The organism is Peribacillus sp. NPDC097895 (assembly GCF_050277555.1).
In the GTDB taxonomy this organism is placed as follows: Bacteria; Bacillota; Bacilli; order Bacillales; family DSM-1321; genus Peribacillus.
The window spans coordinates 85749-112720 of the sequence record NZ_JBNNSH010000005.1; the positions used below are offsets into that span (position 1 = coordinate 85749).

The window sequence follows — 26972 nt, forward strand, 5'->3', positions numbered from 1 at the left end:
CTCCCTAAATGTATGGACCTAACATATTTCCTCAAACCACGCTTCGTTACCTCTATTAATCTGTAAGAAAACCCTCATATCCAATTCAATTAAACAAAGGATCTTCCATCTTTATCAACACACAACACCACAAAATACCCATCTGCTTTTTAATCCAAATAACACCATCCTAGACAACGAAAATGGATCGATGTACCTCTCCATTAAAAGATATATCAAACGCTCTATAGAGGCGAAAACAAACCTCAAATCACCCGTTTTAAAGCGGGGTTCCATCAAACAAATTGGGTTTGTTATGGTATAATTATAGAAGGGTAATTTCTTGCTCCAGGAGGTGAAATAATGACGATCAGCAGTATCATATTGGTGGTAGCGGCAGTCTTTATCGGTGCCTTGATGCGGACGATGTTCGGGTTCGGTGAAGCGATTGTCAGCATGCCTCTGCTTGCCTTACTTCACATTCCACTTAATACTTCGGTTTCCCTGATTGGGCTGGCAGGCCTTACCGTCGCTTCGCTAACCGTTGTTAGTGGATGGCGGCATATCGAACGCTCGGTATTAATCAGATTGGCACTTGCAACGGTGATCGGCATACCAGCCGGCCTGGCTTTGCTCCATTACGCACCTGCAATGCTCATTACTTCTGCACTCGGTGTTTTTTTGATTATATACGGAGGATACTCTCTTATTAAGCAAAAACTTTTTCAGGTTGTGGATAAACCTTTACTTAACTCGAAGGCATGGGTATGGCCGTTTGGTTTTGCTGCGGGAGCCCTTGGCAGCGCCTATAACTTTAATGGAGTGCCAGTCGTCGTCTATGGAACATTACGAAGATGGAATCCAGATCGATTCCGCGGAACATTGCAAGCCCATTTTCTTATATCCGGAATCCTGGTGGTGACGGGGCATGCGCTAGGCGGACTATGGACAGCCGATTCACTGATCCTTTTCGTCTATTCCATTCCAGCTATATTATTGGCGACAGCTCTTGGAATCTTCATTAATAAGCGAATTCCAGCGAAGAAATTTGAAAGCTATTTATTCTTTATCATCATTGCACTAGGTGTACTGTTATTAATTCCCCATGGCTGAAAACCATTAAAAGCCTGATTCCTCATTGAAAGAAATAATCAGGCTGTAGTCACTTCTTGACAATCCGGATTGAAAAAGAAGATGGATGAACCATACCGAGGAGATAAAGCTTTGGGATTTATCGGTAAAGAAAAAAACGGTGTGAATCGATATCTCCAATTCAACTTCTTCAGTAAGTTAGTATTTAAAGTATATTTTCCATCTAGTATTTCCTTCTCCATTCTATACTTTACACCACATTTCCCTTCACCTTCCTCAGGGGTGTCGCAAATTTCTTCAATCCAGTTAGAGTTTCATAAAACAGTACAAAACAATAAAGTGTACTGTGCATATCCTCGAGCTGTTCCTTATTTCAACTAAAAAAAGAGGCATCCTATCGTTTAACGATAGGATGTCTCCAAATCTCCTGAATATCATTTTATCTGTTCCCTAAACTTCAGTCGTTTATAGACCCTTCATCCTTTTTAATGTATAAATGAAGTATTCCCAATTATTTATGGTCGAGGGGATGCTTAAGTGTTCATCAGGTGTATGTACGGAAAACATATCCGGTCCGATTGAAACTGTATCCAACCCAGGTATCTTATCTATGAATACCCCACACTCGATCCCTGCATGTACAGCGATGATTTCAATATCTTCATGATATTTTTCTTTGTATGTCTCTTCAAATAATTTCTTGAGTTTCGAATCTGGATTATAGGGCCATTCTGGATAATCCGCGTCAACCAATAGCTTGCATCCAAACATGTCGGCAATCACCTTTGCTTGCGTGACCATATTATATTTGATGCTTTTGACCGAACTCCTGATTTCACTTTCGAATATCATTTCCGCTTCATTCGTTGTAACGACCCCTAGATTCGTCGAACTTTCCACTAATCCTTCTATTCCCATGCTCATTCCTTGAACGCCATGCGGGATTACCAGTAAGGAGGTAATGGCTTTAGTCATCGTCTCTTTGGAAAAAACGTTTGAAGAAATCGTTTCGACCTTTTCAATACTAATCGATACCTCAGGGTCGGAAGATTGCAGTTCGTTTTTAAAAGTATCCTCCCATTTCTGGATTCTCTCCGTTATCTTATGTTCATCTTCTTCATGAATCATTACAATCGCCTCTGCTTCACGAGGAATCGCATTCCCCTTCAGCCCCCCGTTCATTTGCTGTATGAAGCAAGGGAAGTCTGTTGTTAAGTCATGTAATACTCTGCCCAAAAGTTTATTGGAGTTCCCTCTTTCCTTATGGATGGACATACCGGAGTGTCCGCCCTTCAGCCCTTTAATCCTGAGGTTATAAGTTACATCATCAACAATGGAAGCCGAATCCCATCCGATTGGCAGGATCTGCCGGACACGTATTCCTCCTGCAGCGCTGACCAGCAGCTTTCCATCTTCCTCCGAATCGATATTGATCATCATTTTCCCCTTGAAGTGTGCCGGATCCACAGCAAGTGCACCATTCATTGTCGTTTCTTCTTCTGTCGTTATGACTATTTCGAGAGAAGGATGCGGTATATCATTTGCATCCAATAATGCCAATGCATATGCAACAGCAATCCCATTATCCGCACCTAATGTTGTATCCGTCGCATACAACATATCTCCCACAATCCTTAATTGAAGCGGATCTTTCTCAAAATCATGAAGTGTCCCCTTATTCTTTTCGCAAACCATGTCCATATGACCCTGGATAATGACGGTAGGTGCACTTTCATATCCGAATGTGGCAGGCTTTTTTATGATGACATTTAGCGCTTCATCCTGAATCACCTCCAGATCCCTATCCTTCGCGAAGCGAACCAGATAGTCACTGATTGCTTTTTCATTAGCCGAACCTCTCGGGATTTTGGAAATCGCTGCAAAATAATGAAACACCGGATGGCTCGATAATTCTTCTAAAGTGCTATACATGGAATAACATCCTTTCATTTAACTTATTTGTTGCCACTCATCCTTTTTCTTAGAACGGAACACTACCACTCTCGTGAACAAAGGATACAGAACGTACCCCAGATAAACACCCATCATATTCAGGATAAGGTCATCGACATCCAAACTTCCGCGCCGAAAAACATACTGACAGATTTCGATGGTAGAAATCGAGATGAAGGGATAAAGAAATTTCCTTAAAGCGGATAGCTCAGTACCTTCCCTGGACAATAAATACAGCCCGAATGGAATGAACAACCCTACATTGGCGCTAAGGTTATAAAATGACACAAGCCGGTTTATATCGTTCGATAAATAAGAAAAAATCGTAGAAAAAGGAATCAAATTATACGAATAAACCTGCCCTTTTGGCCTAAAGAACAGCAAAACCAATAATGATAAACTGTAGCCACACAAGACTGCCTGCCACAAAAGGCGCGGAATCTTGACCCTTTCACCTCGAAAATAAAGAACCACAAACGAAACGAAAAGAAGTATACAAAACCAGACAACCAAGATCACCAAAGGATTCAAATATAATAGCAGCTTAAGGAAAAGAGGCAAACCGCACAAAAACAGTGCTTGCGAAAGCATAAGTGAAAGCATGACCGATTTAAGAGACATGTAGGTTCATCCCCTTCTATATCCTTCCAAATAATTCATATCTTTTTATCCTAGGGCATCTTGAACAAGGCGTCAACAAACTGCAGTATATTAACCTGTCATTTAGCACGAGAGCTTTTTCGATAAACTAACCGATAACCAAGAATCATTCGGCCTATGAGTATCTTTAGGAATGCATCCCTTTCATCTCAAATGTCCAACAAAACAAAAGGCCGGCTCCTCACATTCCAGGAAGCCGGCTTTTCCGTTTATTGATCGTTCATTTATAAGGAGCGATATTTTTTTAAACTAATGATATTGATGGTTATAAAAATGACGGAAAATGCTAGGAGAATCAATAAATCCAGCGAAACATCAGTGAACGTGAACCCTTTGTACATGATGCCGTTCATGGCATCCGAAGCGTAATATAGCGGCATGATTTTTCCGATTTTTTGCAGCCAGTCTGCCATGCCATCCAATGGAAAAATCCCGGTAAAGAAGACTTGCGGCACGATGACCAGTGGAATGAACTGTACCATTTGGAATTCAGATGTTGCGAAACTCGACAGTAATGTACCGAGTGATAATGCAACGAGTGCGACAAGTATATTGGTCAATAAAACGAGCCAAATGGAACCAACAAGCACAATATCCAATACATTTACTGCATATAGTACGACAATTATCGTTTGAATCAGAGCAAATGAGCCATATCCGATTACATAACCTGCCACGATTTCGTATCGTCTAATCGGTGTAGCAAGTAACCGTTCCAATGTTCCACTTGTACGCTCCTTCAAAAGCGCAATCCCTGCTATCAAAAAGACAAAAAAGAAAACGAAAAAGCTCACAAGCATCGGACTGAAAGTATCAAAACCCTTAGTTTTCGCATCCCCATATACATATTGCTCCTCAATCAAAGGCGTGGTTTTGACATGACCTTGCAATCCCTGCATAAGCTGCATTTGAACGGCCTTTGCACGAGACGGTTGATCGTTCAAAAGTGTTAGTTCCATTTTGCCATTTTCAACATGCAACCAACCATCTGTATTCTTTTCAATCATTACTTTCTTTGAAAACTTCTCGGCTATCGTTACTTGAAAACCTGCTTGTTCCAATGCTTTAACCATGGTTTCATCACTGCCTGTAACGGCGATTTTCAAATCACTCGCTTCTGTATCGAAAATAAAGTACATGAGCGTTAAAATGAGCAATGGAGCAAGAAAAAATAATGCGAGAGTCCTCCGATCTCGGCGCATCTGCTGTGTAATTCGAGTAACAAGGGAGGCAATTCGCATTACCGCTCACCTCCAATCTTCAAAAAAACATCATCAAGCGTTTCCACTGCATATTGTGCCTTTAAAGCTTCAGGGGTTCCTGATGCGATGATTTCACCTTCTCGCAGCATCGCCAGTTTATCGCATCGCTCCGCTTCATCCATTACATGCGTTGTTATGAGGATCGTCTTATGATCTTCATTTCTTAAACGCTCAAGTTCCTGCCAAATGGATTGTTTCAGGACAGGGTCTATGCCTACGGTCGGTTCATCCAAAATGAGAATCGCAGGATTTTGGATGAGTGCTACCGCTAGTGACAGACGGCGTTTCATTCCCCCAGAATAATACGCAACCCGAATGTTCAAATCTTTCGTTAATTGTACAATTTCAGCTGCATATTGAATGCGTTCCCTTCGTTCCTTTTTCGATAAACGATAGAGCTTCGCAAAAAATTCTAGATTTTCAGCACCTGTCAGTTCTGTATATAAAGCATCGGACTGTGCCATATAACCAACGTCCATTAACAGTGCTTCATTTGGAACTTCATGATCCAGAACCGTGATTTTTCCAGCATCCGGCTTAATCAATCCGACAATCATTTTAATCAACGTCGTCTTACCGCAACCGGATGGACCTAACAAACCGAAAATGCCGTTTTTTTCAATATTCATGTTCAATGACCCAATGACCTTTTTTTGATGAAAGCCCTTAGCAATTCCTTCAATGGTAACCACATTTTTCAATGGACACACATCCTTCCTCTTTAATTAACACAGTGTTGAATGTATCATCATTTTAAGGCAGCATTTGGTCTAATACAATCAACACATTTGGAAAAATGTTTAGTGAAAGGAAATATTAAAATGGCATCGATTCATGAGGAAATGGTACAAAAAACGAAAGCGCAGATACAATATCATTTTATTGCACTAGTTGAAGAGGAAGGGTTCACACAAGTATCAGTGAAAAAAATTGCAGAACGCGCGAACATTAACCGGGGCACATTCTATGTGCATTATGTAGATAAATATGAATTGATGGATCACTTACAGCAGCAATTGCTGAATGAGCTTCAAGCACGCATTACTGCCATTTTGCCGAAAGAAGCTTTTATGGCTCTCCATCAACAACAGCTTTACCCACCTTTCGTAGCGATTTTTCAATTCATCAGTGAGCATGCCCATGCATTGAGAGCCATTCTTGGTGATAAAGGCGATCCCTCTTTTGCAAAAAAAGTTAAGCGCGTATTCGGAGAAGTACTGTTGGAGCGTTTAATCAGCCAGCATCCAGCAGCGAAAGATGAAGAGTTTCTTAAGTATATGCACGCCTTTATGACATCTGCAATCTTAGGCGTGATCCAAGAGTGGCTGGAGAATTGTGAAGAGCAAACGGTTGAGGAAATGGCAAAAATCCATTTTCAAATTTTGAAATTCATCAGCCAATTACGTACGTTCATTGAATGAACTTCATAAGGCATGTTCCATTAACATGCCTTTCAACGTTTCCTCTCCTTTGAACGTAAAGAGGTATATAAGCAATAAAAAAATACCGTTCCCTAGAGAAGCATCTTGTGGACGAGATCATATTTCTTAGTGCCATCGTAATGCTAGGAGACTGCCCTCAATAAACATGTTTGGAAAGCTGTCCTTTCCCCACTGTTTTCATCTAAATTTTTAACATTAATAGGATAAAATTGTAAACGATACGATTTGCACGCAAAAAAACCCCATTCGATATAAATGGGGTTTTAAAGCGAAACAAGATATGGATTCCTCGGCTTCAAGGTTCCTGGCCATAACGCAGGAATTAATAAAAGAATACCGCCTAAAGAATGGTGGGATTCAAGGATTTTACCTTAGAGAAAACAATTTTAAAAACGGATTCTTTTTCTTATCCGTTATCCTTAACTCTTTCATTATGATTTGATCCTCATGATCGGCTATCCATTTTTTTAGTGCATCTTTATCCTGGCATTGTGTTAAATATGTCTGCCCGCCTTTGCCTGTCGCGTTAATAACATATCTATTGTAGGTCTTCTCCATATTTGCCCGCCTTTTTTATGAAATGTCTGAAACTTTTTAAATACGAATGAATTGCTATTCTTTATCATTCCCAAAAGTAATTTTATATATTGACAATGATGTTCTACTTGAAAATGCTGTATATCGTGCATCGATCCCGATTGTCATTTTTGATTTAATCGAACCTATCATAATGTGCTAACTAATATTTGTCAATACGTTTTCAAAATGTAAATAAAACGTAAATTTTCAGTTTTGTTAAAGAAATACTTATTTACAATATAGAAGTTTACACCTGCTTAATATTGGGGGAAGAATACGTTTATTCCCTCCTACATTTTTTTATTTTCCCATTTTCCATTAGCACATCGTATGCCATGGTTCCTAAAATACAAAAAGATTATTCAGTATTTTCTTAAGGTGATAATTCTAGCCTTTTACCGATAAAAAAACCGCCAAATGGCGGCATACTCGTTGAAGCTTATGAAACCTTAATTTTCACAAAAGCGTACTCCCAAGGACATGATTACGTATGTATTATTTAATGGTATTGATCGCTTGGGCAAGCGTGGATTTTATCGTCACTTTATCAAAAGGCAATTGAAGCTTGACGGCCGTTATGGCTATTTCCGGCCTAAGTCCTGAAAGGGTTGTATGGATTCCAAGCAGATGCAGGGATTCAATCAATTGTGACAGTTGATGAGCAGATACACTATCTATCGCATGAACGCCCGATAGATCAATGAAAAGCCTAGTGACATTTTTTTCAGCGCATTTTTGTAAAATGTTTTCAAGCAAGGACATGCCCCTCGCCGTGTCTATATCACCAATGAGTGGGAGCAATGCTGTATTATCTTTAAGGGATATGATGGGAGAGCTCAATTCATCGATCGTTGCCTGTTGGGCTTTCATTATTTTATTGGCATATCTATGATTTGCTTCAGTAAACTTCTCCATCACTTCACTGAACACCTTGATCACTATCCGATACCAGGAGTTTATTTCCTCTTGTGTATATTCCTCTTCATGCAATGCAACAAATTGGTCAATATAATCCAAGTATTGCTCTTGCGTTCGAAAAAATTCCCTCAATATGAAATATACGGGTGTTTTTAAATGTTGCTCATCCTTACCAATATCTTCAATCCAACCATCAAGATGCTTAAAGAACTCCCTTTCCTCTGTAACAAAGATCAGAAAGAAATGTAAGTGGAATTCATTATTTTGCTGTTTCAGTTTCTTTATAACTTGGGGATCAGGTGAACTATAAACCCCCGCCTTATCATTTTTATTCAATGTTGCGTACCAATCCTCAGTCATTTGTGTTGCCTTACCTAATAAAAAGGAATATAGCTCTTTATTTCTATGCATAGACTTCTCCACCTATTTATTTTTTTAGTATTCCAAATGGTCTCGGAACACGATACATTTAACGCCCTCAAGACTGAATCGGCCATTATCAGGGTTTTGAAAGGGTAACAGCCCTCTTTCCATATACCTTCTCAGCTGCTTTTGAAAACCATAAAATCACCGATTTTGAAAAAAAAAAAAAACATGCACTTTCTTTTCTGCTGCTCGTTCTTTTCCCCATTCCAAGGCTTCTTTTGAAAAATCCACCGCATCAACAGAACACCCCTTTTGAGCAAGGTAAATAGCATCTCTTCCGGGACCGCCCCCAAGCTCAAGAACCCTTCCTGGACCAAGTAATTCACAATCAAAGTAATGAATCAAATTCTCGTCAGGGAGGTTCTCAAAAAAGGGAATCTTCTTTTCACGGTTTTCATAAAAACCATCCCAGAATGCAGTTGGCTCACACAAATAACGAGTCTAGCATATTTAAAACATCTTCATGGGTTGTAATCTTCTCCGACAAAACCACCACTACTCCCCATTAAATTCCACATTTCAATTATACCGTTTTATGTCAGGGCTCATGTAACAGCAGCATCAAAAATGCATTACTTAAGCCATTCACACACTAACGGGTTTGTAGATCAGATAATGATTACTGGGATTTATAGGTATCAATGACGGGTTCAAACCATTTTCGGATATTATGATTCATTTATATAAAACAAGCGGATGGTCAGCTCAATATCCACGTTAGAGGATGCTTAGCCTTTTTGTTTTCAAAGTCATTTATTACATATTTGTTATTACAGGGAAATAGGCTTTTGTTTTCCCATATATACGGCTCACTTTTTTTGTTAATGAAGGGGATACATCAAATAATTCATCTATTATTCCAATCTTTCAATGACATCATTTCAAAGCTTTCATCAAAATCCAATCTTAGAGGTGCAATTAATTCAATGGAGTTACCATCTGGATCATTAAAATAAATGGCTCCGTGGGGTCATTAGGTAAAACAAGGGGTTGTTTTTCAGGAGGGAATCCAAATGCAGTCTTTATTGGCACTCTCTTTTCTTCAAGCCACCCTTTGGCTTTCTCTATATCTTCCCTATCGACTTGTAGGGCGATATGCCTTATCGAGGGGTGGTACGGAATGTTCACTTCATCAGTTTCCCATAAACCTAGCCAGCTATGGCCTTTCTCAATCCAGAAGAAAGCTTACTTACCCTTCTGATAGGCTAGTTCCAACCCTAGCTTTTTATAAAATCCAATGGAGACATCAAGATCACTCACTGGTAAATGTGCTTCGTAAAGACCTTTTATCACGGCTACACTCCTTTGTGAAAATTAATAAATTCTATTCATTCACGCTACTCCGTATTGAAGGATTCAGCTTCAATAGTTCTTCAATGAAATCCTCTCTATTTAAAGGAGAGATGAGGACTGTATGATGAATGCCATATTGTATTTTTAAACGATCAAGCGAAAGAGCCGGCGAGGATAAAGGGTTAAAGGACCTATCAATCGATTTGATATCATAGATGGAAATGGTTTTATGGATGAAAGCCGACCGAACGATTAAGGTTTTATCTTCAATGACATAATAAGTCGTGAACCAAACCCAGAGGAGTAAACAGATGACGGGAATGCCGACCCATAGACTTGCAAAGTCTTTATCCATAACTGCCGGTGAGAGAACCGCCAAGAATATTCCGAGAAAAATGGGATACATCCACCAATCTTTTTTTGATGGGAATTTCATACCTTCCACTCCTTTTCACAAAGATAATAAAATTAGCTGATTATGATCTTTCTATACATACCATTCAGCATAATCGCTCGATCATCTTCAATTTTCATATTCTTATCATGCCTGCTGAACAAGTCTTCAAATCGCAAGCCAATATCTGTACCTAAAAATCTAATGATGGGTCTCACAAGCCTTTTGGAGAATGAAGGCTTTTCATCTTTAGAGATGAATTTATCGAATAGAATGATTTTCCCGTCTTTTTTTAAAACCCTGCTCATTTCCTGAAGACATTCTTTTGCATCAGGTACGACGGAAAGGACCAAACTTCCAACTATATAATCAAACGATTCATTATTGAATGCCATATTCTGTGCATCCATCTCTAAAAAGGTGATCGAAGTATTTTTATATTTCCCTTTCGCCCTTTTCAGCATATCGGGTGAAAGGTCGATCGCCGTTACCTCAAGGTCAAGGTGCTTGATTAACTCTAAATCAGCCCCCGTACCTACACCCACAAAGAGAATCTTACCTTTGTCCTGAAATGATATCTCTTCAAATATTCTTGTCCTGGCATTGAAAAAGAGATGTGAGTTGAAGATTTTGTCGTAAACTGGGGACCAAACCTTATAAATAACTTTATTCCAAGGATTATTCAACACTCCGCCTCCTGCACTTCTTAACATACTTCTTCTATAAAACATAAAAGATTCCTTCAAGCTTATATATATATGGAAAATCAGTGCTTATTTATACCTTCCATTGCTTCATATGTCGTACGCCAAATATTCGTTTCCTATTTCTTAAAGTCCTTCTCCAAATTTACTGATCACACACACATATCTTTGCAACCAAATTACCTTGACTGTCATAGTAATATACTATAGGATATACCAAAGGAGGTGAGGATTTGGTTCAACGACAACTATCCTCTGACTTGCTTCGCGGACATGTAGATACGATGATTCTAAAGCTCCTGCAGAGTGGCGATAAATACGGCTATGAAATCAGTAAACTGATATACGTGAGTTCAAATGAGCAATATGAAATAAAGGAAGCGACGATGTATTCCAGCTTAAAACGTCTAGAAAAAGACGGGTGCATCCTCTCTTACTGGGGAGATGCTACACAAGGCGGAAGAAGGAAATATTACAAAATCACCTCCATCGGGGAAGACACCTATATACAAAATAAAAATGACTGGGAGCAGGCCAAGCGCATTCTTGAACGCCTCTTATAAGAAAGGAAGATGATATATGATTGAAAAACTGAATGCACATGTTCATAGCATTTTTGCCCCGTACAAAAGTGCAAAAACAGCAAAGGAATTGGAAGAAGAGCTGCTGCAAAACTTACTGGAAAAATACAATGACCATCAAAGGAATGGTGCTAGTGAGCAGGAAGCGTATAAGCTGACCGTGGATTCGATCGGGGAAGTATCTGAGCTGATGGAATCACTCAATCTACAATATAATGTGCTTGAGCAGGCGATAAACATGGACTATTCCAGACAACGCTTAGTGGATTCCGACTTCCGCTCGGTATCCGTGCATGATGGGAAGTTTAATTCCTGCGATTTAAGCGGTTCTGATTTCAGTCATTCTGACCTAACGAACAGCACATTTAAGAGCAGTAACTTAAATAATTGCATCTTTGAAAATGCCAATCTAACGAGTACCTTATTTAAAAGTGCTAATTTAAAAGGCGTCACTTTCAAGAACAGCATTTATAACAAGACTCATTTTAAAGGTTGTAATTTATCTGGTCTTATATTTGACGGGGAAACATTCAACCAAACCATTTTCGAGGGTTCTTCATTGAAAATGGCATCATTTCGTGATGCCACACTCATCAATGTTCAATTCCGGATATCCGATTTAAAGAAAATCGACTTTACTGGAGCATCAATGAATAAACTTACTTACAACTTTTTATACGGAGCAAAGGTCGATCTTAGCAGCGTAACCATCATCTAAAGGAGGGATTTCCAATGACTTTACCGATTGCGATTGTCGTATCCACCTCAATCATTTGCGTAACCGTGTTCCTGACTGCCGTAACCTTAAAAGGGATGAGCATGGGAGACTGATTCATTAAAAACCCTGATGCTTGACGTTCCAAGTCAAGCATCAGGGTTTTTACATTTTTCAACATACCTTCCATTTCATGAAGCAGTACGTTCCCTATCGTTAGGGGTGATCCATGAATGTAAAGTAATTGGCGGGTGAAAATAAAGGCGAATGAATAATTGCAATATCAAGGATGGCACAAAGTATAGCATCCACATGCTCCGCAAAGCCTCAGTGGAATCTGTAAGTTCATAGATAAGGATGGAAATGCAAAAGGTTCCAAAGGCAGCTCCTAATTCAGAGACGATATTTTTTCCCATCATAAATGACAACCGGCCATCCTCCACTTACTTAGACCTCCACTTCAAATTCTTGAACGTAAACAGCATTCCCTCTAATTTCAATATCATAGGTGTCATGTTTTTTTGTAACAGTAACGTGAACTCTGCCATCCTTACCGATTTCATTTCCCTGTTCTATTAACAGGTTCAACTCATTTTCAAGGTCACCTTTCATGTATTTTGCATAATAAGCGCCCATTACGCCTGAAGCCGTTCCTGTAACAGGGTCCTCAAGCGTACCTGAAAACGGGGAGGAAAAATGCCGTGCATGCATATGGGCATCCTGATCATCCGTTTCCAGACAAAAGGGATGAACAGAAGCTCTAGGCATTTCCTTTAATATTAGTGGAAACAGGTTATTGTTCGCCTTCATCTTTTTGAATGCTTTGCGTTCTTTTATCGGAACCAGTAAAGTCCATAAACCTGTACTTCCATATAAAATTGGCAATTCCGCATCCAGATCTTCTATATCAAGTCCTAGGGAATTGGCTAAATCCCCCTTATCCCCGCTAAACGCTTCAAAATATGGGGCGGCCTGTTTCATCGTTATGTATAGCTCTTGCTCCGCCGTCGAATCGATCTTGATTGGCAATATTCCCGCTCCTGTTTCAATCTTCAACTCGTTTTTATCCAACAATCCCCTTGTCTTCAGTGCATGAATGGTAGCCATTGTGGCGTGTCCGCAAAGATTCATTTCGTGGCCTGGTGTAAAATAACGAATCCTAAGATCGGCAATATCGGATTTAATGGGAAAAGAGGTTTCATTGAACCCCACCTACTTTGCTATATCTTGCATTTCCTTTTCCGTCAACCCATCTGTATCTAGGACGACACCAGCCGGATTTCCTTTATTCGGCTTATTACTGAATGCATCATAATGGAATACCCTTACCATTTTCAAACTGAACATCTCCTATTAAATGAGTGATAAACCTACTGATTAGTAATTCTATATCCTTATTAAAATCCCTTTTTGGTAAAAGGACTTGAAGGGAGCTTTAAAATAAGGCTATTCCACAAAAGTAAACCGCCTTCAAGAGAAGGCGGTCTATTAACTATCGTTGAGCTGTATAGTCTCGTAAGTTAGTTTATTGTTGTAGTTAAAAAGATTGGGCGAGACGGAATCCAAGGTCGTCTATGCAAAATGACGGATGGCTGCGACGACGACATGAAGCCCCACACCCCCTGGCCTCTTCAGCCCAGCTGCCTCCTCGGAAAATCCGGTAGGATCCGTACACTTGTTCATCATATAAATCCCAACACCACTCCCAAACATTCCCTAACATATCATACAGACCCCATGCATTCGGTTCCTTTCTTCCTACTTCTTGGATTTTGCTCTTTGAATTTTCGCTATACCAAGCAATCTTATCAAGCACGCCGTATCTATAACCAGTCGTCCCTGCTTTACATGCATATTGCCACTCCGCTTCTGAAGGAAGGCGATAGCCGTCTGATTCCCAATCACATATAATGTTTTCACCATCACTACTTATAAAATAACACGCTTCCAGTCCAGCTTTCTGTGAAAGTAGATTACAAAAAGAAATGGCCTCATTCCAAGAAATATTCACAACCGGTTTTAGATCACCATGAAAAGAATGAGGTGACTTATTGGTAATGTCATAGTATAGACCCATGGTTACAGGATAACGGGCAAGACGAAACGGTCTTATTTCCGTTTTCCATTTACTTTTTATTCTATCGTCTCTTAATTTTATTTCTCCCCCTGGAATTTTTGCCATTGGATAGTCCATGTAACTGTTTATATCATTTGACAATCTACCTTCCTCCTAATGAACTTGGTTTTACAAATTCAACCTCATTTACAATACCAACATCTTTTAATTCTATGGCCCATTTTCATATTCCTTGCTATTTAAATAACGGTAACTTCTAAATACTTGGTTGCAACACCATTAAAGTGTTCGATCCAGCGTTTCAACGGTAACTCACCTCCGAACGCCAACAGAACGCACATCAGTAATAAAAAAAGAACGACTTTAAAATAAGTCGTTCTCCTAACTGAAGCGTTGTTTTGGTTCTTCATCACTTGGAAAAGCCAGGTAACCTAACATTGAATTAGTTATTTTCCTTTAATTCATTTGAGATTTATGCCATTTCCACGCACTTTCAATGATTTTTGCCAAATCTATTGTTGCTTTCCATCCAAGGTCTTCATATATCTTATTAGCTGAAGCAACCAGCCGAGCGGGGTCTCCTGGGCGACGGTCTGCATACTCAATGTTCGGTTTCACTCCTGTTACTTTTTCACATGTGTCGATTACATCTTTTACTGAAAATCCTTTTCCATTCCCCAGGTTGTAGATTGCTGTATCTTTCTTCCCGGACAATAGTGCTTGAAGCGCTATTATATGAGCATTAGCTAAATCGGTAACGTGAATATAGTCACGAATGCACGTACCATCTTCTGTGTCATAGTCTGTACCAAACACGGAGATCTTTTCCCGTTGACCTAATAAATGCTGTAAAATAATAGGAATCAGGTGTGTTTCCGGATCATGGCTTTCCCCTATTTCTGCCGACTCATGTGCTCCAGCCGCATTAAAGTAGCGTAAAACGACATAATGAAGACCATATGCATGTGCAAAATCACCTAAGATTTGCTCTACCATCAATTTCGAGCGACCATATGGATTAATCGGATTTGTTGGCTGACCTTCGTCAATCATCTCTACATTTGGTATCCCATAAGTAGCTGCAGTGGATGAAAAAATGAAATTTTTAACATCATGCTTAATCATAGTTTTTAATAATGTTAGAGTTGCTCCAACATTATTTTCATAGTATTTATAAGGGTCTTGAACAGACTCCCCCACTAAGCTATTAGCTGCAAAGTGCATGACCGCTTTAATCGGGTATTTAAGGAATATTTCATCCAAAATCGCTTCGTCCCCTAAATTCCCTTCTACCAAGATTGCTTTCGAATCAACAAGTGAGCGAAAACCTGTTGAAAGATTATCTAGAATGACAACCTCTTCTGTATTTACTAGCTCTTTTACAAGATGACTTCCAATATACCCTGCACCGCCAACGACCAAAATCATATTATATTTCCCCTTTCAAAACTACCTTCATTAGCGAAAATAATTTCTGATGTTTTCCATGGCTAAAGCATTATATTGGTGGTAATCAAACATTATGTAGGATTATCATGACTAACCATGGCAGATATGCGTTTTCCAGTCCTTCTTTACCTTTTTCCAAAATGGTTCGGTTGCAAAAGCTAATGATTAAACTGATTATTCTGTCAAATCATTCATTGAAATTAACCATATTCACATCTTTCCAGTTGCTCGGCTTTGAGAAAAAGGACAAGTGAAAAAAGCCTATCATAGCCGGCTTTTTTCACTTGGATCAGATATAAAAAAGACTATTTGATTGCTGCCTTGTGTATCTTAAGTATATTTTCCAGTTCTTTTATAATGTCGTCTCTCAATTCAGGACGTTGTAGGGCAAATTCAATTGTAGTTTTCACAAAGCCATCCACAACTCCAACATCATAACGTTTTCCTTCAAAATCGTAGGCGAATACTTTTTGGATTTCATTTAATTTTTGGATGGCATCCGTCAATTGAATTTCTCCGCCAGCTCCCGTTTCCTGTGTAGCTAAGAACTCGAAAATTTCCGGTGTTAGTATATATCTTCCCATGATGGCTAAATTGGATGGTGCCGTTCCTTGTTTCGGTTTTTCAACGAAACGATTCACTTCGTATCTTCTACCTTCTTGGGCTAACGGGTCAATGACCCCATATCTATGTGTTTCTTCTTCATTTACTGGCTGAACTCCAATGATAGAAGAATTTGTCGCATCGTATTGGTTGATTAATTGGCGTAATGAAGGCACTTCGCTTTGAACGATGTCATCGCCTAAAAGTACGGCAAATGGTTCATCACCAATAAAGTTTCGTGCACACCAGACAGCATGTCCAAGACCTTTAGGCTCTTTTTGCCTAATGTAATGGATATTGGCTAAATTGGATGGGTATTGTACTTTATCCAATAAATCGAATTTTCCTTTTTCCCTTAAGTTGTTCTCTAGCTCATAGGCATTATCGAAATGATCTTCTATCGCACGTTTATTCTTTCCTGTGACGATGATGATATCTTCAATTCCAGATTTGACGGCTTCTTCTATAATATATTGAATAGTTGGTTTGTCCACTATTGGCAGCATTTCTTTTGGCATCGCCTTAGTAGCAGGTAAAAATCGAGTTCCTAATCCCGCTGCAGGTATAATCGCCTTTTTCACTTTTTTCATTCTTTTGTAGCTCCTTCATATTGACTTTTTAAATAAATCCATAAAACTAGTCAGTGTTCCTAATCACTTATTTATAGTAACATAGTCTCGTTTTTTGTAAATATTTTAGTCGGCTGAATGCAATTTCACATTCTTTATTATATACCAATTTCTTCAAAATTAAAAACCCCAAAAAAGGCATGCACCCTTTTTTTATACCTTTGATCGGATTGACAGACATAAATGCATGTAATTGTTCCACTGTTTCGTGCAGCTTTTACCACAAAAATAAATGTAAATGGCCTTTCCCTGTATGACTATCAGGAAAAGGCCATATGTCGTTCATATAGTCGTCAGGTCCTAGGACCGACTTATTTTGAACTATTAATTATTCCATTGATTGTTTCCATAAAAGCATTCATGACTTGCTTCAATTTCAGCTCAGCTTCTTCCATCTTTTCACCTTGGATTCCGAAATAGAATTTGATTTTAGGTTCTGTGCCAGATGGTCGTAAGCAAACCCAAGTGCCATCCTCAAGGAAGTACTTAATTACATTTGATTTAGGTAAATCAATGACTGCCTCCTTATTGGTGCCTACCGTTAGCTTCACGCTGCTTTTATAATCTTCCTGTACCGTTACAGCTTTTCCAGCTATTTGCTTTGGAGGATTCTCACGGAATTGATTCAGGATCCCTTGGATTTGCCCAGCGCCTTCAATCCCCTTTAAAGTCAGTGATTGAAGCCCCTCAAGGTAATATCCGTACTTTTCAAAAATATTAAGCAACCCTTCATAAAGGTTCATGCCCTGTTTTTTATAGTAAGCACAAACTTCCACGGCTAGAACGGCTGCTTGGATTGCATCTTTATCACGGGCAAAATCCTTGATTAAATAACCATAGCTTTCTTCATATCCGAATAAGAAGGTATGCTTACCACTTTCCTTATATTCGTTGATTTTTTCGGCGATGAATTTAAAACCAGTTAATACATCAACTGTCCCTAAACCATATTCCTTTGCAATCCTGCGCCCGATTTCAGACGTTACGATCGTTTTTAAAACGACGCCATTTTCAGGTAAAGTGCCTTTTGATTTCTTTTCTTTTAACAGATAGTCCAATATAAGTGCCCCTGTTTGATTACCTGTAAGCACCACATATTCTCCATCATTATTTTTAACGGCTATACCGAGACGATCAGCATCAGGATCGGTTGCAATCAACAAGTCCGCCGATACCTCATTTCCTAATTCCATAGCCATTTCAAATGCGGCATGTTCTTCAGGGTTAGGAGATTTTACCGTCGAAAAATTGGGATCAGGCAATTCCTGCTCTTTTACAACATGAACCTTGTCGTATCCCAGGTCTTGTAAAGCCCGCCTTACCGACTTATTTGCAGTGCCATGAAGTGGCGTGAACACTACTGTCACATCAACTTCTTCACTTAAGTTTTTGTTTTCGGGAACTGTAAGCAATTTTTCATTATAAGCAGCATCGATATCCTCACCGATAATTTCAATGAGGCCCTGTGCTTTCAATATCTCTTCATCTTTTACCGAAATGGCCAGTTCATTTTCAATTGCATCCACGAATTCAATCACTTTATCAGCCGTTGCCGGAGGAAGTTGAGCACCATCTGGTCCGTACACTTTATAACCATTATATTCCGGAGGATTATGACTTGCCGTGATAACAATCCCAGCATAGGCATTCAGTTCACGAACGGCAAAGGATAACTCTGGCGTTGGCCTTAACTCATCGAATAGGTAAGCCTTAATACCCTCTGATGCCAAGGTCTTGGCAGCTTCCAAGGCAAATTCAGGTGATTTAAAACGTGAATCATAGGCAATCGCGACGCCTCTGCGTTTTGCTTCATCACCGATCGATTGCAGATAATGGGCCAATCCCAATGTCGCTTTGCGGACTGTATAGAGATTCATCCGATTCGTACCTGCCCCGATTTCCCCGCGCATACCACCTGTGCCAAATTCCAAGTTCTTATAAAACGCATCTTCAATCTTTTTTTCATCATCTTGCATCTTGTTAAGTAATGACTTCATTTCCTCATCAAGTGTACCGAAATTCACCCATGAGTTATAAGAACTTTTCCAATCCATTTTCACATAATCCTTCTTTCTTCCTAGTTTACGTTGGTAAATCTAAATAATTATAGCAAAAAATAACAGTACTGAACGAAATAAAAAAGCCGTTAATAGGACTATCTTCGCTATATTATCAGCAATAAATAGACATCAGTCAATATTTTCAACATAAAAAAGTTTGCTTTATTACAAAGAGGGGTGGATATCCTAATGAATTTGAATGGAGGCATAAATCTGGAAATGCAATGTCTGTCGATGGATTTGGCATGGCTGACATCTCCCCAGTCTTACTGAAAAGTTGTTTCTGTAAGACTGGATCGACGCCCACTATGGAAAAATTATTCAGCTTCGGATACAACGGTAAAGCGTTGATTGATGTGTTGCGGATTTTCAATTTCATCAAGTACTGCAATGGCAAAATCGGCATAACTCACATAACTTTCGCCTTTTGAGTTTACAAGCAGGTTGTCTTTACCCAGTTTATACCCACCTGTTCGATTTCCTTGCGGATCAAAGAAGGCAGAAGGACTGATGAAGGTCCACTGAATGCCATTGGCACTTTGTAAATCCTCGAGGTTCTTAGATTGATTATAGGCTGTAGCAAAGTATTCTTTAGGGAATTCAGGCGTATCCAGAACACGAGTCGTTTTCGCCTCATCAACGAACAGGCTACCGGCTCCGCCCACAACAATCAGTTTAGTTTGCGGAGCACCTTTCATGGCCTCAATTAAGACCTTTCCTGCATCCACATGCAGATGTTCTTTCCCTGGAGCAGCACCAAAGGCATTCACGATCACATCAAATTCTTTAATATCGTCTGATTTCAGCGAGAATATGTCTTTTTCCACTACGGAAGCCACGATATTTTGAACTTTGGCTTCGTCCCTGACTATGGCCGTAACTTCATGTCCCCTAGTCATTGCTTCCTTTAAAATTAGATTTCCGGCTTTTCCGCTTGCACCAATAATACCTATTTTCATTTTTCGTTCCTCCTATATCGTTTGTGAAACCCTAATTGTAATCAAATTAGTTACATGTAATAATATAAATTACATGTTGGTGATTTGTCAATTCTTTAGTATGGAGGATGGTGTTGCAATTCGAAGATAAATTGCCATTTTCCGCAGATATTGCGATTCCGATAAAAAAAGCACCATTCCATGTAGGAATGGTGCGCTTATCATATTACCAATCAGTTCTTCCGATTCTTGCTCATTAGTAATCCCATACATACAGTAATGAGAGTAAAAGCAATAAAGGCCAAAAACGGAATCGTGATGAACCCTAACCAATTTATATACTCACCTGAGCAAGGAACACCACTTTGGCACATTTCGAATTGTTGTAAAGCTGGAATTTTTTGCAGACAATAGTGATAACCTGACACCAACATGCCCAAAATCGATAATGGGAGGATGTATCGATAAATTTTCAGGTCTTGCTCATAAAAGGCGCGGCCTAATAAAATAACGAGTGGGTACATCAGGATTCTTTGATACCAACAAAAGGTACAAGGTACATAATGGAGAACCTCACTAAAATAGAGACTTCCCGCAGTTGCCATGATGGAGAGGATCCAAGAAAATAATAGTGGCTTGTTCATCAACTATTTCTCCTTCGCTGCTTCATCAACCATTTTCACTAAGTCATCGATTGTATTCCCTTCAAACTTCTTGCCATTAACAAATAAGGAAGGTGTTCCAGATACGCCCAATTCGTCGGCTATCTCCATATCCTTATTCCATTGGTCCTCGGATTTTTCGGCTTTAAAAGATGAAACGACCTTTTTTGCATCGCTGTCATTTACGATTTCTTTCAACGTTTCTTCTAAAAACTTGTCCGTAAATACATCTTCCTTTTCATATTTCGGGTCATCAGGCTGCTTATTGTATAACAGCTCATGAAATTTCCAAAAAGTATCATTTCCTAATTCCTGATAAACACTCTCCGCAAATTTAGCAGATCTAGTTGAATCGACGTTAATGAACGAAAAATTCATGAAATAAAATTGCGCTTTTCCAGTATCAATCAATTCACTTTTTATAGAAGGAAAGAACTGCTCCTCGAACGTCTTACATACTGGACATTTATAATCACCGAATTCAACAATTTTAACAGGAGCCGATTTATTTCCCAAAAAAGGCTGTGATTTATAATCGATTTCATAAACAGCTGTATCTTCGCCTTTTCTATTTGCCAAAAATATAAAGCCAATAATGATTACAGCGATTAACCCTATGATCCAAAATGTGAATGCAGAAGATTGTTTTTGATTATTATTTTTTTGGTTTTTTTTATTAGACATCTTATACCTCCATATCTTTCGTAGTTGTTTAGAATTTCCTTATACAGCCATAGTGGAACCTATAAGGAACCATTAAAGCCGATTTCATTTCCCCCTTTCCACCCCTACCTGTAACTGGTTCATTTACATGTTAAGTTTCACCATGATGTTTTGTCAATTACACGTACCTTTTATTTTTTGCCACTGACTAAACGCCCTTTCTTTTAAAGAGTAATGGCATGAATTAATTTATTCTTGCACATCTTTCTAACTTGTAACTACTTGAATTACATGTTAAATAATTTATACTATATAAGAATAGAGATTTTAAAGGAGAGATAAAGATGTCAATCAGTACCCGTTTTTCCGTAGGAATCCATATATTATCTCTTTTAGAAATAAATAAAGAAGGCGTTAACACTTCTGATTTTATTGCCAAAAGTGTAAACACCAACCCTGCCTTAATCAGGAAAATCACCGGCATGCTTAAGACTGCAGGTTTAGTGAACGTTCGGCCAGGCATCGCTGGTGCAACATTAGCCAAAGAATTATCGGAAATTACTTTGCTTGATGTTTATCAAGCTGTCAACGTGCTGTCCGACAAAGAGTTATTCGGAATCCATGAAAATCCTAATCCAGCTTGTCTTGTTGGAAGAAATATACAGGGCGCAATAGAGCCCATCTTTTCAGTTGCTGAACTTGCCTTGGAAAAGGCATTGGGCGTGGTAACGATCGAAGATGTCGTTAAGGATATTATAGCAAAGGATAAAGATGAAAATTAGTCGATATATCTTTTCGGAAATATAATGGCACTTTTCGCCGATATATCTTCTTTTCCGGGGATATACTGACACCTTTCGTCGATATTTCTTCTCTTCCGGAGATATAATGGCACTTTTCGTCGATATTTCTTCACTTCCGGAGATATCCTGACACCTTTCGTCGATATATCTTCTTTTCCGGAGATATACTGACACCTTTCGCCGATATATCCTCTTTTCCGGAGATATACTGGCACTTTTCGCCGATATTTCTTCTCTTCCGGAGATATACTGGCACTTTTCGTCGATATTTCTTCTTTTCCGGGGATATACTGACACCTTTCGTCGATATATCCTCTTTTCCGGAGATATTCTGGCACTTTTCGCCGATATTTCTTCTCTTCCGGAGATATTCTGGCACCTTTCGCCGATATATCTTCTTTTCCGGAGATATACTGGCACTTTTCGTCAATATATCCTCTTTTCCGGAGATATAATGGCACTTTTCGCCGATATATCCTCTTTTCCGGAGATATTCTGGCACTTTTCGCCGATATATCCTCTTTTCCGGAGATATTCTGGCACTTTTCGCCGATATATCCTCTTTTCCGGAGATATAATGGCACTTTTCGTCAATATTTCGTCATTTCCAGAGAGATACTGACACCTTTCATCGATATATTTCATTTCCAGAGAAATAATTGCACCTTTCGTCGATAACTCCGCAGATCATTGGCTCAAAATAGTTAGAGAAGCAAAAAACACATGAGATAAGTCTCATGTGTTTTTTTATTGATTGTTTATTTGTACTTAGGAACTTCTATCGTTAGTTTATAGGAATCTAATAAACTATATAAATTATAAATCTGTTTCACTTGCTTTGTTGCCCAGCTAATATCCGTTGCATATTGGTGTGAGGCATATCCATACTTCTCGGCTGTTGTAGGGTTCCATCTCATTTTGTACAGCGTATCCTGTCCAGCAGAGATATATCCTTTGGCTATAAATTCGGCACCGCCTATGATGGCCGCTTCCGGAGTGAACCAGCCTGCATTATATGCGTATTGAGCCCCGCTGCTTAACGCTGTTCCGTCATAAGCTCCCACTCCATACATATTATAGACCGTTTTCCCATTCACCTTTACCCCTGTTGCTAATGGTGAAGTACCATTCCCGGTTTCCAGAAGGGCGTGAGAGATCAGGTAAATTTCATTCACTCCATATTTTTCACCTGCCGAAGTGAAGGTTGCTGCTTTGCCTTGTAAAATTCCTTTACCAGAAAGGATTCTATCATTCACTTCAGAAACATTCATGTTGGTGACTTGAGAGAGCTTAACGAATTGATACGAATGAACTGGGTCATTCACAAAATTATCAGGATTCAGATTATATCTTATGTCTTCTGGACTAGCATTTACCCATGTCTTGTTATAATTCACTTCATACCAATAGTACCCGTCAGAGCCTTTGACTTTTGAATTAATATTCAGTGATTGATTGTTGCTGACAGCACCGACTACCCAATAATTAGATCCTGCTCCGCCCCTTACACGCCAACCGGTTCCTTTAACGGTGCCGGTTGTTGAATTGATTAAGGTTAAGCCATCCTCGCGTATGTAGGTTTTATACTTTTTATCCGTTTGACCATTTGCAGCCATTTGAATTTCAACCATCTTGTCCATTGTCAGATTATACGTTTTATCGATCCTGACGATCGATCCATTAGAGCCCCCAGGACTTTCCGGTGCTTTGGCTGATAAATATTTCGAACTGACATAGCCCGTTTTTCCATTCGCCGTTATTCTTGACCAGCCATTAGACTCGGAATACACCGTTACAGCCGTTTTGTTTATAAGCTTGGCAATAATTGAACCGGACGTTGATGCTGATTCGCGCATATTTAAACTGGAGCCATCACTCACATTTACATATTTGACTAACGTCGTTTCTTCACCGCCTGGATTCGGATTTGGACTTTCCGTTATAGGACCAGGCTTTGTTGCTGATAGATATTTCGTATTGACGTATCCTTCTCCGCCATACGCTTTAATTTTTGACCATCCATTTGATTCCGAGATGACTTCTACCTCTATACCTCTTGCCAATTTTACGATGACGGAAGCATCTTCAGACGGTTTATTCCGCATATTAAGCGTTCCTGAGCTTACATTTACATATTTCTTTGTCGTTTTTTCAGGGACGGATGGTTTCGATTCAGTTACCGGCTTTGTTGTCGAAAGATATTTCGTGCTGACAAACCCTTCTTTCCCATTTGCTTTAATCTTCGCCCAACCTTTGGATTCCGAATATACCGTTACCTGCGTTCCTTTTGTCAGCTTCGCGACTATGCTCGCGCTATCTGTCCCGCTTTTTCGCATATTGAGCGTTCCAGAATCAACATTTACATATTTCGTCGTCGTTTTTTCAGGGACGGATGGCTTGGATTCCGTTACTGGTTTTGTAGTCGATAGATATTTGGTGCTGACATGTCCGTCTTTTCCATTGGCTTTGATCTTCGCCCAACCTTTGGATTCCGAATACACCGTTACCTGCGTTCCTTTTGAAAGCTTCGCGACTATGCTTGCACTTGCCGTACCGCTTTTTCGCATATTGAGCGTTCCGGAACTTACATTCACATATTTAGTTGTCGTCTTTACAGGTGTGGATGTATTGGAGCCCGATCCTGGCTTTTCTGTCGATAGATATTTCGTGCTGACAAATCCTTCTTTTCCGTTGGCTTTGATTTTCGCCCAGCCCTTGGATTCCGAATATACCGTTACCTGCGTTCCTTTTGAAAGCCTCGTAACTATGCTTGCACTTGCCGTCCCGCTTTTCCGCATATTGAGCGTACTTGCATTCACATATTTGGTCGTCGTCTTTACAGGTGCGGATATATTAGATCCCGATCCTGGCTTTGCAGTCGATAGATATTTCGTGCTGACATAGCCTTCTTTTCCATTGGCTTTGATCTTCGCCCAGCCCTTGGATTCCGAATATACCGTTACCTGCGTTCCTTTTGAAAGCCTCGTAATTATGCTTGCACTTGCCGTCCCGCTTTTTCGCATATTAAGCGTGCTTGCATTCACATATTTCGTTGTTGTTTTAACTGATGTTGCAGCTTTAGTTACCGTACCAGGCTTTGTCGTCGATAAATACTTGGTATTGACATAACCTTCTTTTCCATTGGCTTTGATTTTCGCCCAACCTTTGGATTCCGAAAACACCGTTACCTGCGTGCCTCTGGTCAGCTTCGCGACTATGCTTGCATTATCCGTCCCTGTTTTCCTCATATTCAGTGAACCCGTGCTAACATTCACATACTTTGTCGTTGTTTTAACAGGTACTGCAGCTTTAGTTACCGTACTAGGTTTCTTCGTCGATAGATACTTGGTATTGACATAACCGTCTTTCCCATTGGCTTTGACCTTTGCCCAACCATTTGATTCCGAATACACCGTTACCTGCGTGCCTCTGGTCAAATTCGCGACTATGCTTGCATTATCCGTCCCTGTTTTCCTCATATTCAGTGAACCCGTGCTAACATTCACATATTTAGTAGACGTTTTAACCGATACTGCAGCTTTAGTTAAAGTCCCCGGCTTCTTTGCCGATAAATACTTCGTACTGACATAACCATCTTTTCCATTGGCTTTGATCTTCGCCCAACCTTTGGATTCCGAATACACCGTTACCTGCGTTCCATTTGTCAGCATTGTAACGATGCTTGCATTTTCCTCCCCAGTTTTTCTCATATTGAGTGAACCGGAATTCACATTGACATACATTACACTTGTTTCAAAATTGGTCTGTTCTGTATGTAGTGGAGCTGCAGATATTTTTTCTTCGAATGCAACTGTAGACAACACTGCAAAACAGAAAGTTGGTAAAATTAATTTCTTCATCTCATTCTCCCTACTAAAGCATTATATCTTTAACATTTATTTAAATATCGGTTAAAATTAGTATTATATTATGGGTACATTTACTTATTCATTAAAAATATAACATATTCCTTTAGATCTACAGGGAGACCAATGGGGTTTTAACATAATGGTAAACTATTAGACATTTAAGTAATATTATAGAAATATTTGAAATATATATCACATCGCTCATTTTCTTTGGAAGGATAACGAGGGAAAAAAGATATATTGAAATATTTATTTAACACTCCAATTAATTGTTTATAAGAAGTACATTTTTTCTAATGTATCGAATATATATGTAGGGTAGGCGGTAAGCCATCCAATCCTTATATTTGACGGATTGAGGCCATAAACTATATAATTACTATATATTTTTATATGAATCCTTCTGTTAAGGGGAGTAGCTATACAATAAAGTCGTCAATACAGGATGTTTTATCCTCGGCTTTATTGGCAACTGATTTTAGTTGTTTGCAAGACCTTGCCGATTATTTGGTGAGGTCTTTTAATTTTTAAAGACGGTATAACCAACAATCGGTTATACCGTCTTTTTTTGAATCGAAAATTGAACAATTAGGGGTGAAAAGTATGCAAAACTATAATGAATTAGCTCAAAGCGTTAAGATTTCCGATGATAAAAAAAACATCTTGCTTGATGCCGATCAATCTTTATCACTTATCGGAAAGGGCCGCAGCGCTTATGTTTTCCGAATACATTCCACCAATAAAGCACTAAAAGTTTTTTTCCCGGACCACACTCACACAGCTAAGATAGAAGCTGAAATATACAAAACAGTCCAATCCATCGACTATTATCCAACTCTATATGATGCGGGAATAAATTATCTGGTTATCGATCACATCGAAGGCTACACTCTATTTGAATGTTTAACATTAGGAATCCCGATAACGAAAGAAAACATCGAGGAGATTGACCATGCCTTACAATTAGCAAGAAAAGAAGGATTGAATCCTTCGGATATCCATTTAAGAAACATCTTTATCACCTCCGAAAAAAAGGTGAAGATCATTGATGTAGCAAGGTTCAAACAAGTGAAATCCTGCAATCAATGGCACGATCTGAAAAGTGCTTTTCACCTTTTTTATTCGAAGTCATTTTTTCCGAAGAAAATTCCAAGCTTCATCCTAAATTCCATAGCAGCCATTTATAAAAAAAGATTCTTACCCATCTGATCATCACTATAA

The 26972-nt window shown here is 39.2% G+C and carries 23 protein-coding genes and 4 pseudogenes; 6 read left to right on the forward strand and 21 right to left on the reverse strand.

Annotation, left to right across the window (positions count from 1 at the left end; translation table 11 throughout):
* Positions 1–342 precede the first annotated feature (342 nt).
* Positions 343–1092 carry a sulfite exporter TauE/SafE family protein gene (locus ACQKMH_RS21545; protein ID WP_427589449.1) on the forward strand — a complete coding sequence of 250 codons (750 nt, stop codon included), beginning with the start codon at positions 343–345 and terminating at the stop codon, positions 1090–1092.
* Positions 1093–1536: 444 nt separating this feature from the next.
* Here ACQKMH_RS21545 and ACQKMH_RS21550 read toward each other — a convergent pair whose 3' ends face one another.
* The 4 genes from ACQKMH_RS21550 to ACQKMH_RS21565 form a co-directional block, all read right to left on the reverse strand.
* Entirely contained in the window at positions 1537–3003 is a 1467-nt protein-coding gene (locus ACQKMH_RS21550; protein ID WP_427589450.1) for an aminoacyl-histidine dipeptidase, read from the reverse strand.
* An 18-nt stretch (positions 3004–3021) separates the two neighbouring features.
* Positions 3022–3645 (reverse strand): VanZ family protein, encoded by a 624-nt coding sequence (locus ACQKMH_RS21555; RefSeq protein ID WP_427589451.1) that lies wholly within the window; start codon positions 3643–3645, stop codon positions 3022–3024.
* Positions 3646–3908: 263 nt separating this feature from the next.
* The gene (locus ACQKMH_RS21560; protein WP_427589452.1) at positions 3909–4925 is read right to left on the reverse strand and encodes an ABC transporter permease; all 1017 of its coding nucleotides are present in this window, start codon (positions 4923–4925) and stop codon (positions 3909–3911) included.
* On the reverse strand, positions 4925–5647 hold the full coding sequence (locus tag ACQKMH_RS21565; RefSeq protein WP_427589453.1) for an ABC transporter ATP-binding protein: 723 nt from the start codon (positions 5645–5647) through the stop codon (positions 4925–4927). Before ACQKMH_RS21565 ends, ACQKMH_RS21560 begins: the two co-directional genes overlap by 1 nt.
* Positions 5648–5767: 120 nt before the next feature.
* Here ACQKMH_RS21565 and ACQKMH_RS21570 point away from each other — a divergent pair, with 120 nt between their 5' ends.
* The gene (locus ACQKMH_RS21570) at positions 5768–6367 is read left to right on the forward strand and encodes a TetR/AcrR family transcriptional regulator C-terminal domain-containing protein (RefSeq protein ID WP_427589454.1); all 600 of its coding nucleotides are present in this window, start codon (positions 5768–5770) and stop codon (positions 6365–6367) included.
* Between the two features lie 387 nt (positions 6368–6754).
* Here the strand turns inward: ACQKMH_RS21570 and ACQKMH_RS21575 are convergent, their stop codons facing one another.
* The 6 genes and pseudogenes from ACQKMH_RS21575 to ACQKMH_RS21600 form a co-directional block, all read right to left on the reverse strand.
* The gene (locus tag ACQKMH_RS21575) at positions 6755–6946 is read right to left on the reverse strand and encodes a hypothetical protein (RefSeq protein WP_230158939.1); all 192 of its coding nucleotides are present in this window, start codon (positions 6944–6946) and stop codon (positions 6755–6757) included.
* A 516-nt stretch (positions 6947–7462) separates the two neighbouring features.
* Positions 7463–8296 (reverse strand): STAS domain-containing protein, encoded by an 834-nt coding sequence (locus ACQKMH_RS21580; RefSeq protein ID WP_427589455.1) that lies wholly within the window; start codon positions 8294–8296, stop codon positions 7463–7465.
* 162 nt (positions 8297–8458) lie between these two features.
* Positions 8459–8798 (reverse strand): annotated as a pseudogene (locus tag ACQKMH_RS21585) (class I SAM-dependent methyltransferase); the annotation flags it as partial.
* 360 nt (positions 8799–9158) lie between these two features.
* A pseudogene (locus tag ACQKMH_RS21590) lies at positions 9159–9604 on the reverse strand (VOC family protein).
* Between the two features lie 31 nt (positions 9605–9635).
* On the reverse strand, positions 9636–10040 hold the full coding sequence (locus ACQKMH_RS21595) for a PH domain-containing protein (protein WP_427589456.1): 405 nt from the start codon (positions 10038–10040) through the stop codon (positions 9636–9638).
* Positions 10041–10072: 32 nt separating this feature from the next.
* Complete coding sequence (locus tag ACQKMH_RS21600; RefSeq protein WP_427589457.1) at positions 10073–10684, reverse strand: class I SAM-dependent methyltransferase; 612 nt, start codon at positions 10682–10684, stop codon at positions 10073–10075.
* A gap of 302 nt (positions 10685–10986) precedes the next feature.
* Here ACQKMH_RS21600 and ACQKMH_RS21605 point away from each other — a divergent pair, with 302 nt between their 5' ends.
* Together ACQKMH_RS21605 and ACQKMH_RS21610 are read left to right on the forward strand one after the other, a co-directional pair.
* Positions 10987–11265: a PadR family transcriptional regulator gene (locus ACQKMH_RS21605; protein WP_427589597.1), complete on the forward strand. Its 279-nt coding sequence runs from the start codon at positions 10987–10989 to the stop codon at positions 11263–11265.
* 16 nt (positions 11266–11281) lie between these two features.
* Positions 11282–12001, forward strand: a complete 720-nt coding sequence (locus tag ACQKMH_RS21610; RefSeq protein WP_427589458.1) for a pentapeptide repeat-containing protein — start codon at positions 11282–11284, stop codon at positions 11999–12001.
* Between the two features lie 269 nt (positions 12002–12270).
* On the opposite strand, the pseudogene ACQKMH_RS21615 reads toward ACQKMH_RS21610, so the two are convergent.
* From ACQKMH_RS21615 to ACQKMH_RS21655, 9 genes and pseudogenes are all read right to left on the reverse strand, one after another.
* Positions 12271–12417 (reverse strand): annotated as a pseudogene (locus ACQKMH_RS21615) (MFS transporter); the annotation flags it as partial.
* 28 nt (positions 12418–12445) lie between these two features.
* Positions 12446–13336, reverse strand: a pseudogene (locus ACQKMH_RS21620) (PhzF family phenazine biosynthesis protein).
* A gap of 199 nt (positions 13337–13535) precedes the next feature.
* Positions 13536–14180, reverse strand: coding sequence for a formylglycine-generating enzyme family protein (locus ACQKMH_RS21625; RefSeq protein ID WP_427589598.1), 645 nt, complete (start codon positions 14178–14180; stop codon positions 13536–13538).
* A gap of 351 nt (positions 14181–14531) precedes the next feature.
* Entirely contained in the window at positions 14532–15503 is a 972-nt protein-coding gene (gene galE / locus ACQKMH_RS21630; protein WP_427589459.1) for a UDP-glucose 4-epimerase GalE, read from the reverse strand.
* A 326-nt stretch (positions 15504–15829) separates the two neighbouring features.
* Positions 15830–16717 carry a UTP--glucose-1-phosphate uridylyltransferase GalU gene (galU, locus tag ACQKMH_RS21635; protein ID WP_427589460.1) on the reverse strand — a complete coding sequence of 296 codons (888 nt, stop codon included), beginning with the start codon at positions 16715–16717 and terminating at the stop codon, positions 15830–15832.
* Between the two features lie 350 nt (positions 16718–17067).
* Positions 17068–18810 (reverse strand): phospho-sugar mutase, encoded by a 1743-nt coding sequence (locus tag ACQKMH_RS21640; RefSeq protein WP_427589461.1) that lies wholly within the window; start codon positions 18808–18810, stop codon positions 17068–17070.
* Positions 18811–19133: 323 nt separating this feature from the next.
* Complete coding sequence (locus ACQKMH_RS21645) at positions 19134–19775, reverse strand: NAD(P)-dependent oxidoreductase (RefSeq protein WP_427589462.1); 642 nt, start codon at positions 19773–19775, stop codon at positions 19134–19136.
* A gap of 212 nt (positions 19776–19987) precedes the next feature.
* Positions 19988–20398, reverse strand: a complete 411-nt coding sequence (locus tag ACQKMH_RS21650; protein WP_427589463.1) for a disulfide oxidoreductase — start codon at positions 20396–20398, stop codon at positions 19988–19990.
* A 3-nt stretch (positions 20399–20401) separates the two neighbouring features.
* Positions 20402–21100, reverse strand: coding sequence for a DsbA family protein (locus tag ACQKMH_RS21655; protein WP_427589464.1), 699 nt, complete (start codon positions 21098–21100; stop codon positions 20402–20404).
* 323 nt (positions 21101–21423) lie between these two features.
* On the opposite strand from ACQKMH_RS21655, the gene ACQKMH_RS21660 reads away from it, so the two are divergent.
* On the forward strand, positions 21424–21861 hold the full coding sequence (locus ACQKMH_RS21660) for an Rrf2 family transcriptional regulator (RefSeq protein ID WP_230158918.1): 438 nt from the start codon (positions 21424–21426) through the stop codon (positions 21859–21861).
* Here ACQKMH_RS21660 and ACQKMH_RS21665 read toward each other — a convergent pair.
* Positions 21858–22466: a hypothetical protein gene (locus ACQKMH_RS21665; protein WP_427589465.1), complete on the reverse strand. Its 609-nt coding sequence runs from the start codon at positions 22464–22466 to the stop codon at positions 21858–21860. The genes ACQKMH_RS21660 and ACQKMH_RS21665 overlap by 4 nt on opposite strands.
* 174 nt (positions 22467–22640) lie before the next feature.
* Complete coding sequence (locus ACQKMH_RS21670; protein WP_427589466.1) at positions 22641–25742, reverse strand: SH3 domain-containing protein; 3102 nt, start codon at positions 25740–25742, stop codon at positions 22641–22643.
* Between the two features lie 612 nt (positions 25743–26354).
* Between ACQKMH_RS21670 and ACQKMH_RS21675 the strand changes: the two genes are divergently transcribed.
* Positions 26355–26960, forward strand: coding sequence for a protein kinase family protein (locus tag ACQKMH_RS21675; protein WP_427589467.1), 606 nt, complete (start codon positions 26355–26357; stop codon positions 26958–26960).
* Positions 26961–26972 lie beyond the last annotated feature (12 nt).

Bases quoted from the DNA above. Each gene is read 5' to 3' on its own strand.
- ACQKMH_RS21675 (WP_427589467.1), top strand. From the start codon at position 26,355: ATGCAAAACTATAATGAATTAGCTCAAAGCGTTAAGATTTCCGATGAT.
- ACQKMH_RS21580 (WP_427589455.1), bottom strand. From the start codon at position 8,296: ATGCATAGAAATAAAGAGCTATATTCCTTTTTATTAGGTAAGGCAACA.
- ACQKMH_RS21550 (WP_427589450.1), bottom strand. From the start codon at position 3,003: ATGTATAGCACTTTAGAAGAATTATCGAGCCATCCGGTGTTTCATTAT.
- galE (WP_427589459.1), bottom strand. From the start codon at position 15,503: ATGATTTTGGTCGTTGGCGGTGCAGGGTATATTGGAAGTCATCTTGTA.
- ACQKMH_RS21655 (WP_427589464.1), bottom strand. From the start codon at position 21,100: ATGTCTAATAAAAAAAACCAAAAAAATAATAATCAAAAACAATCTTCT.
- ACQKMH_RS21545 (WP_427589449.1), top strand. From the start codon at position 343: ATGACGATCAGCAGTATCATATTGGTGGTAGCGGCAGTCTTTATCGGT.
- ACQKMH_RS21660 (WP_230158918.1), top strand. From the start codon at position 21,424: ATGTCAATCAGTACCCGTTTTTCCGTAGGAATCCATATATTATCTCTT.
- ACQKMH_RS21595 (WP_427589456.1), bottom strand. From the start codon at position 10,040: ATGAAATTCCCATCAAAAAAAGATTGGTGGATGTATCCCATTTTTCTC.
- ACQKMH_RS21555 (WP_427589451.1), bottom strand. From the start codon at position 3,645: ATGTCTCTTAAATCGGTCATGCTTTCACTTATGCTTTCGCAAGCACTG.
- ACQKMH_RS21560 (WP_427589452.1), bottom strand. From the start codon at position 4,925: ATGCGAATTGCCTCCCTTGTTACTCGAATTACACAGCAGATGCGCCGA.
- ACQKMH_RS21605 (WP_427589597.1), top strand. From the start codon at position 10,987: ATGATTCTAAAGCTCCTGCAGAGTGGCGATAAATACGGCTATGAAATC.
- ACQKMH_RS21650 (WP_427589463.1), bottom strand. From the start codon at position 20,398: ATGAACAAGCCACTATTATTTTCTTGGATCCTCTCCATCATGGCAACT.
- ACQKMH_RS21610 (WP_427589458.1), top strand. From the start codon at position 11,282: ATGATTGAAAAACTGAATGCACATGTTCATAGCATTTTTGCCCCGTAC.
- ACQKMH_RS21575 (WP_230158939.1), bottom strand. From the start codon at position 6,946: ATGGAGAAGACCTACAATAGATATGTTATTAACGCGACAGGCAAAGGC.
- ACQKMH_RS21570 (WP_427589454.1), top strand. From the start codon at position 5,768: ATGGCATCGATTCATGAGGAAATGGTACAAAAAACGAAAGCGCAGATA.
- ACQKMH_RS21625 (WP_427589598.1), bottom strand. From the start codon at position 14,180: ATGGCAAAAATTCCAGGGGGAGAAATAAAATTAAGAGACGATAGAATA.
- ACQKMH_RS21640 (WP_427589461.1), bottom strand. From the start codon at position 18,810: ATGGATTGGAAAAGTTCTTATAACTCATGGGTGAATTTCGGTACACTT.
- ACQKMH_RS21645 (WP_427589462.1), bottom strand. From the start codon at position 19,775: ATGAAAATAGGTATTATTGGTGCAAGCGGAAAAGCCGGAAATCTAATT.
- ACQKMH_RS21670 (WP_427589466.1), bottom strand. From the start codon at position 25,742: ATGAAGAAATTAATTTTACCAACTTTCTGTTTTGCAGTGTTGTCTACA.
- galU (WP_427589460.1), bottom strand. From the start codon at position 16,717: ATGAAAAAAGTGAAAAAGGCGATTATACCTGCAGCGGGATTAGGAACT.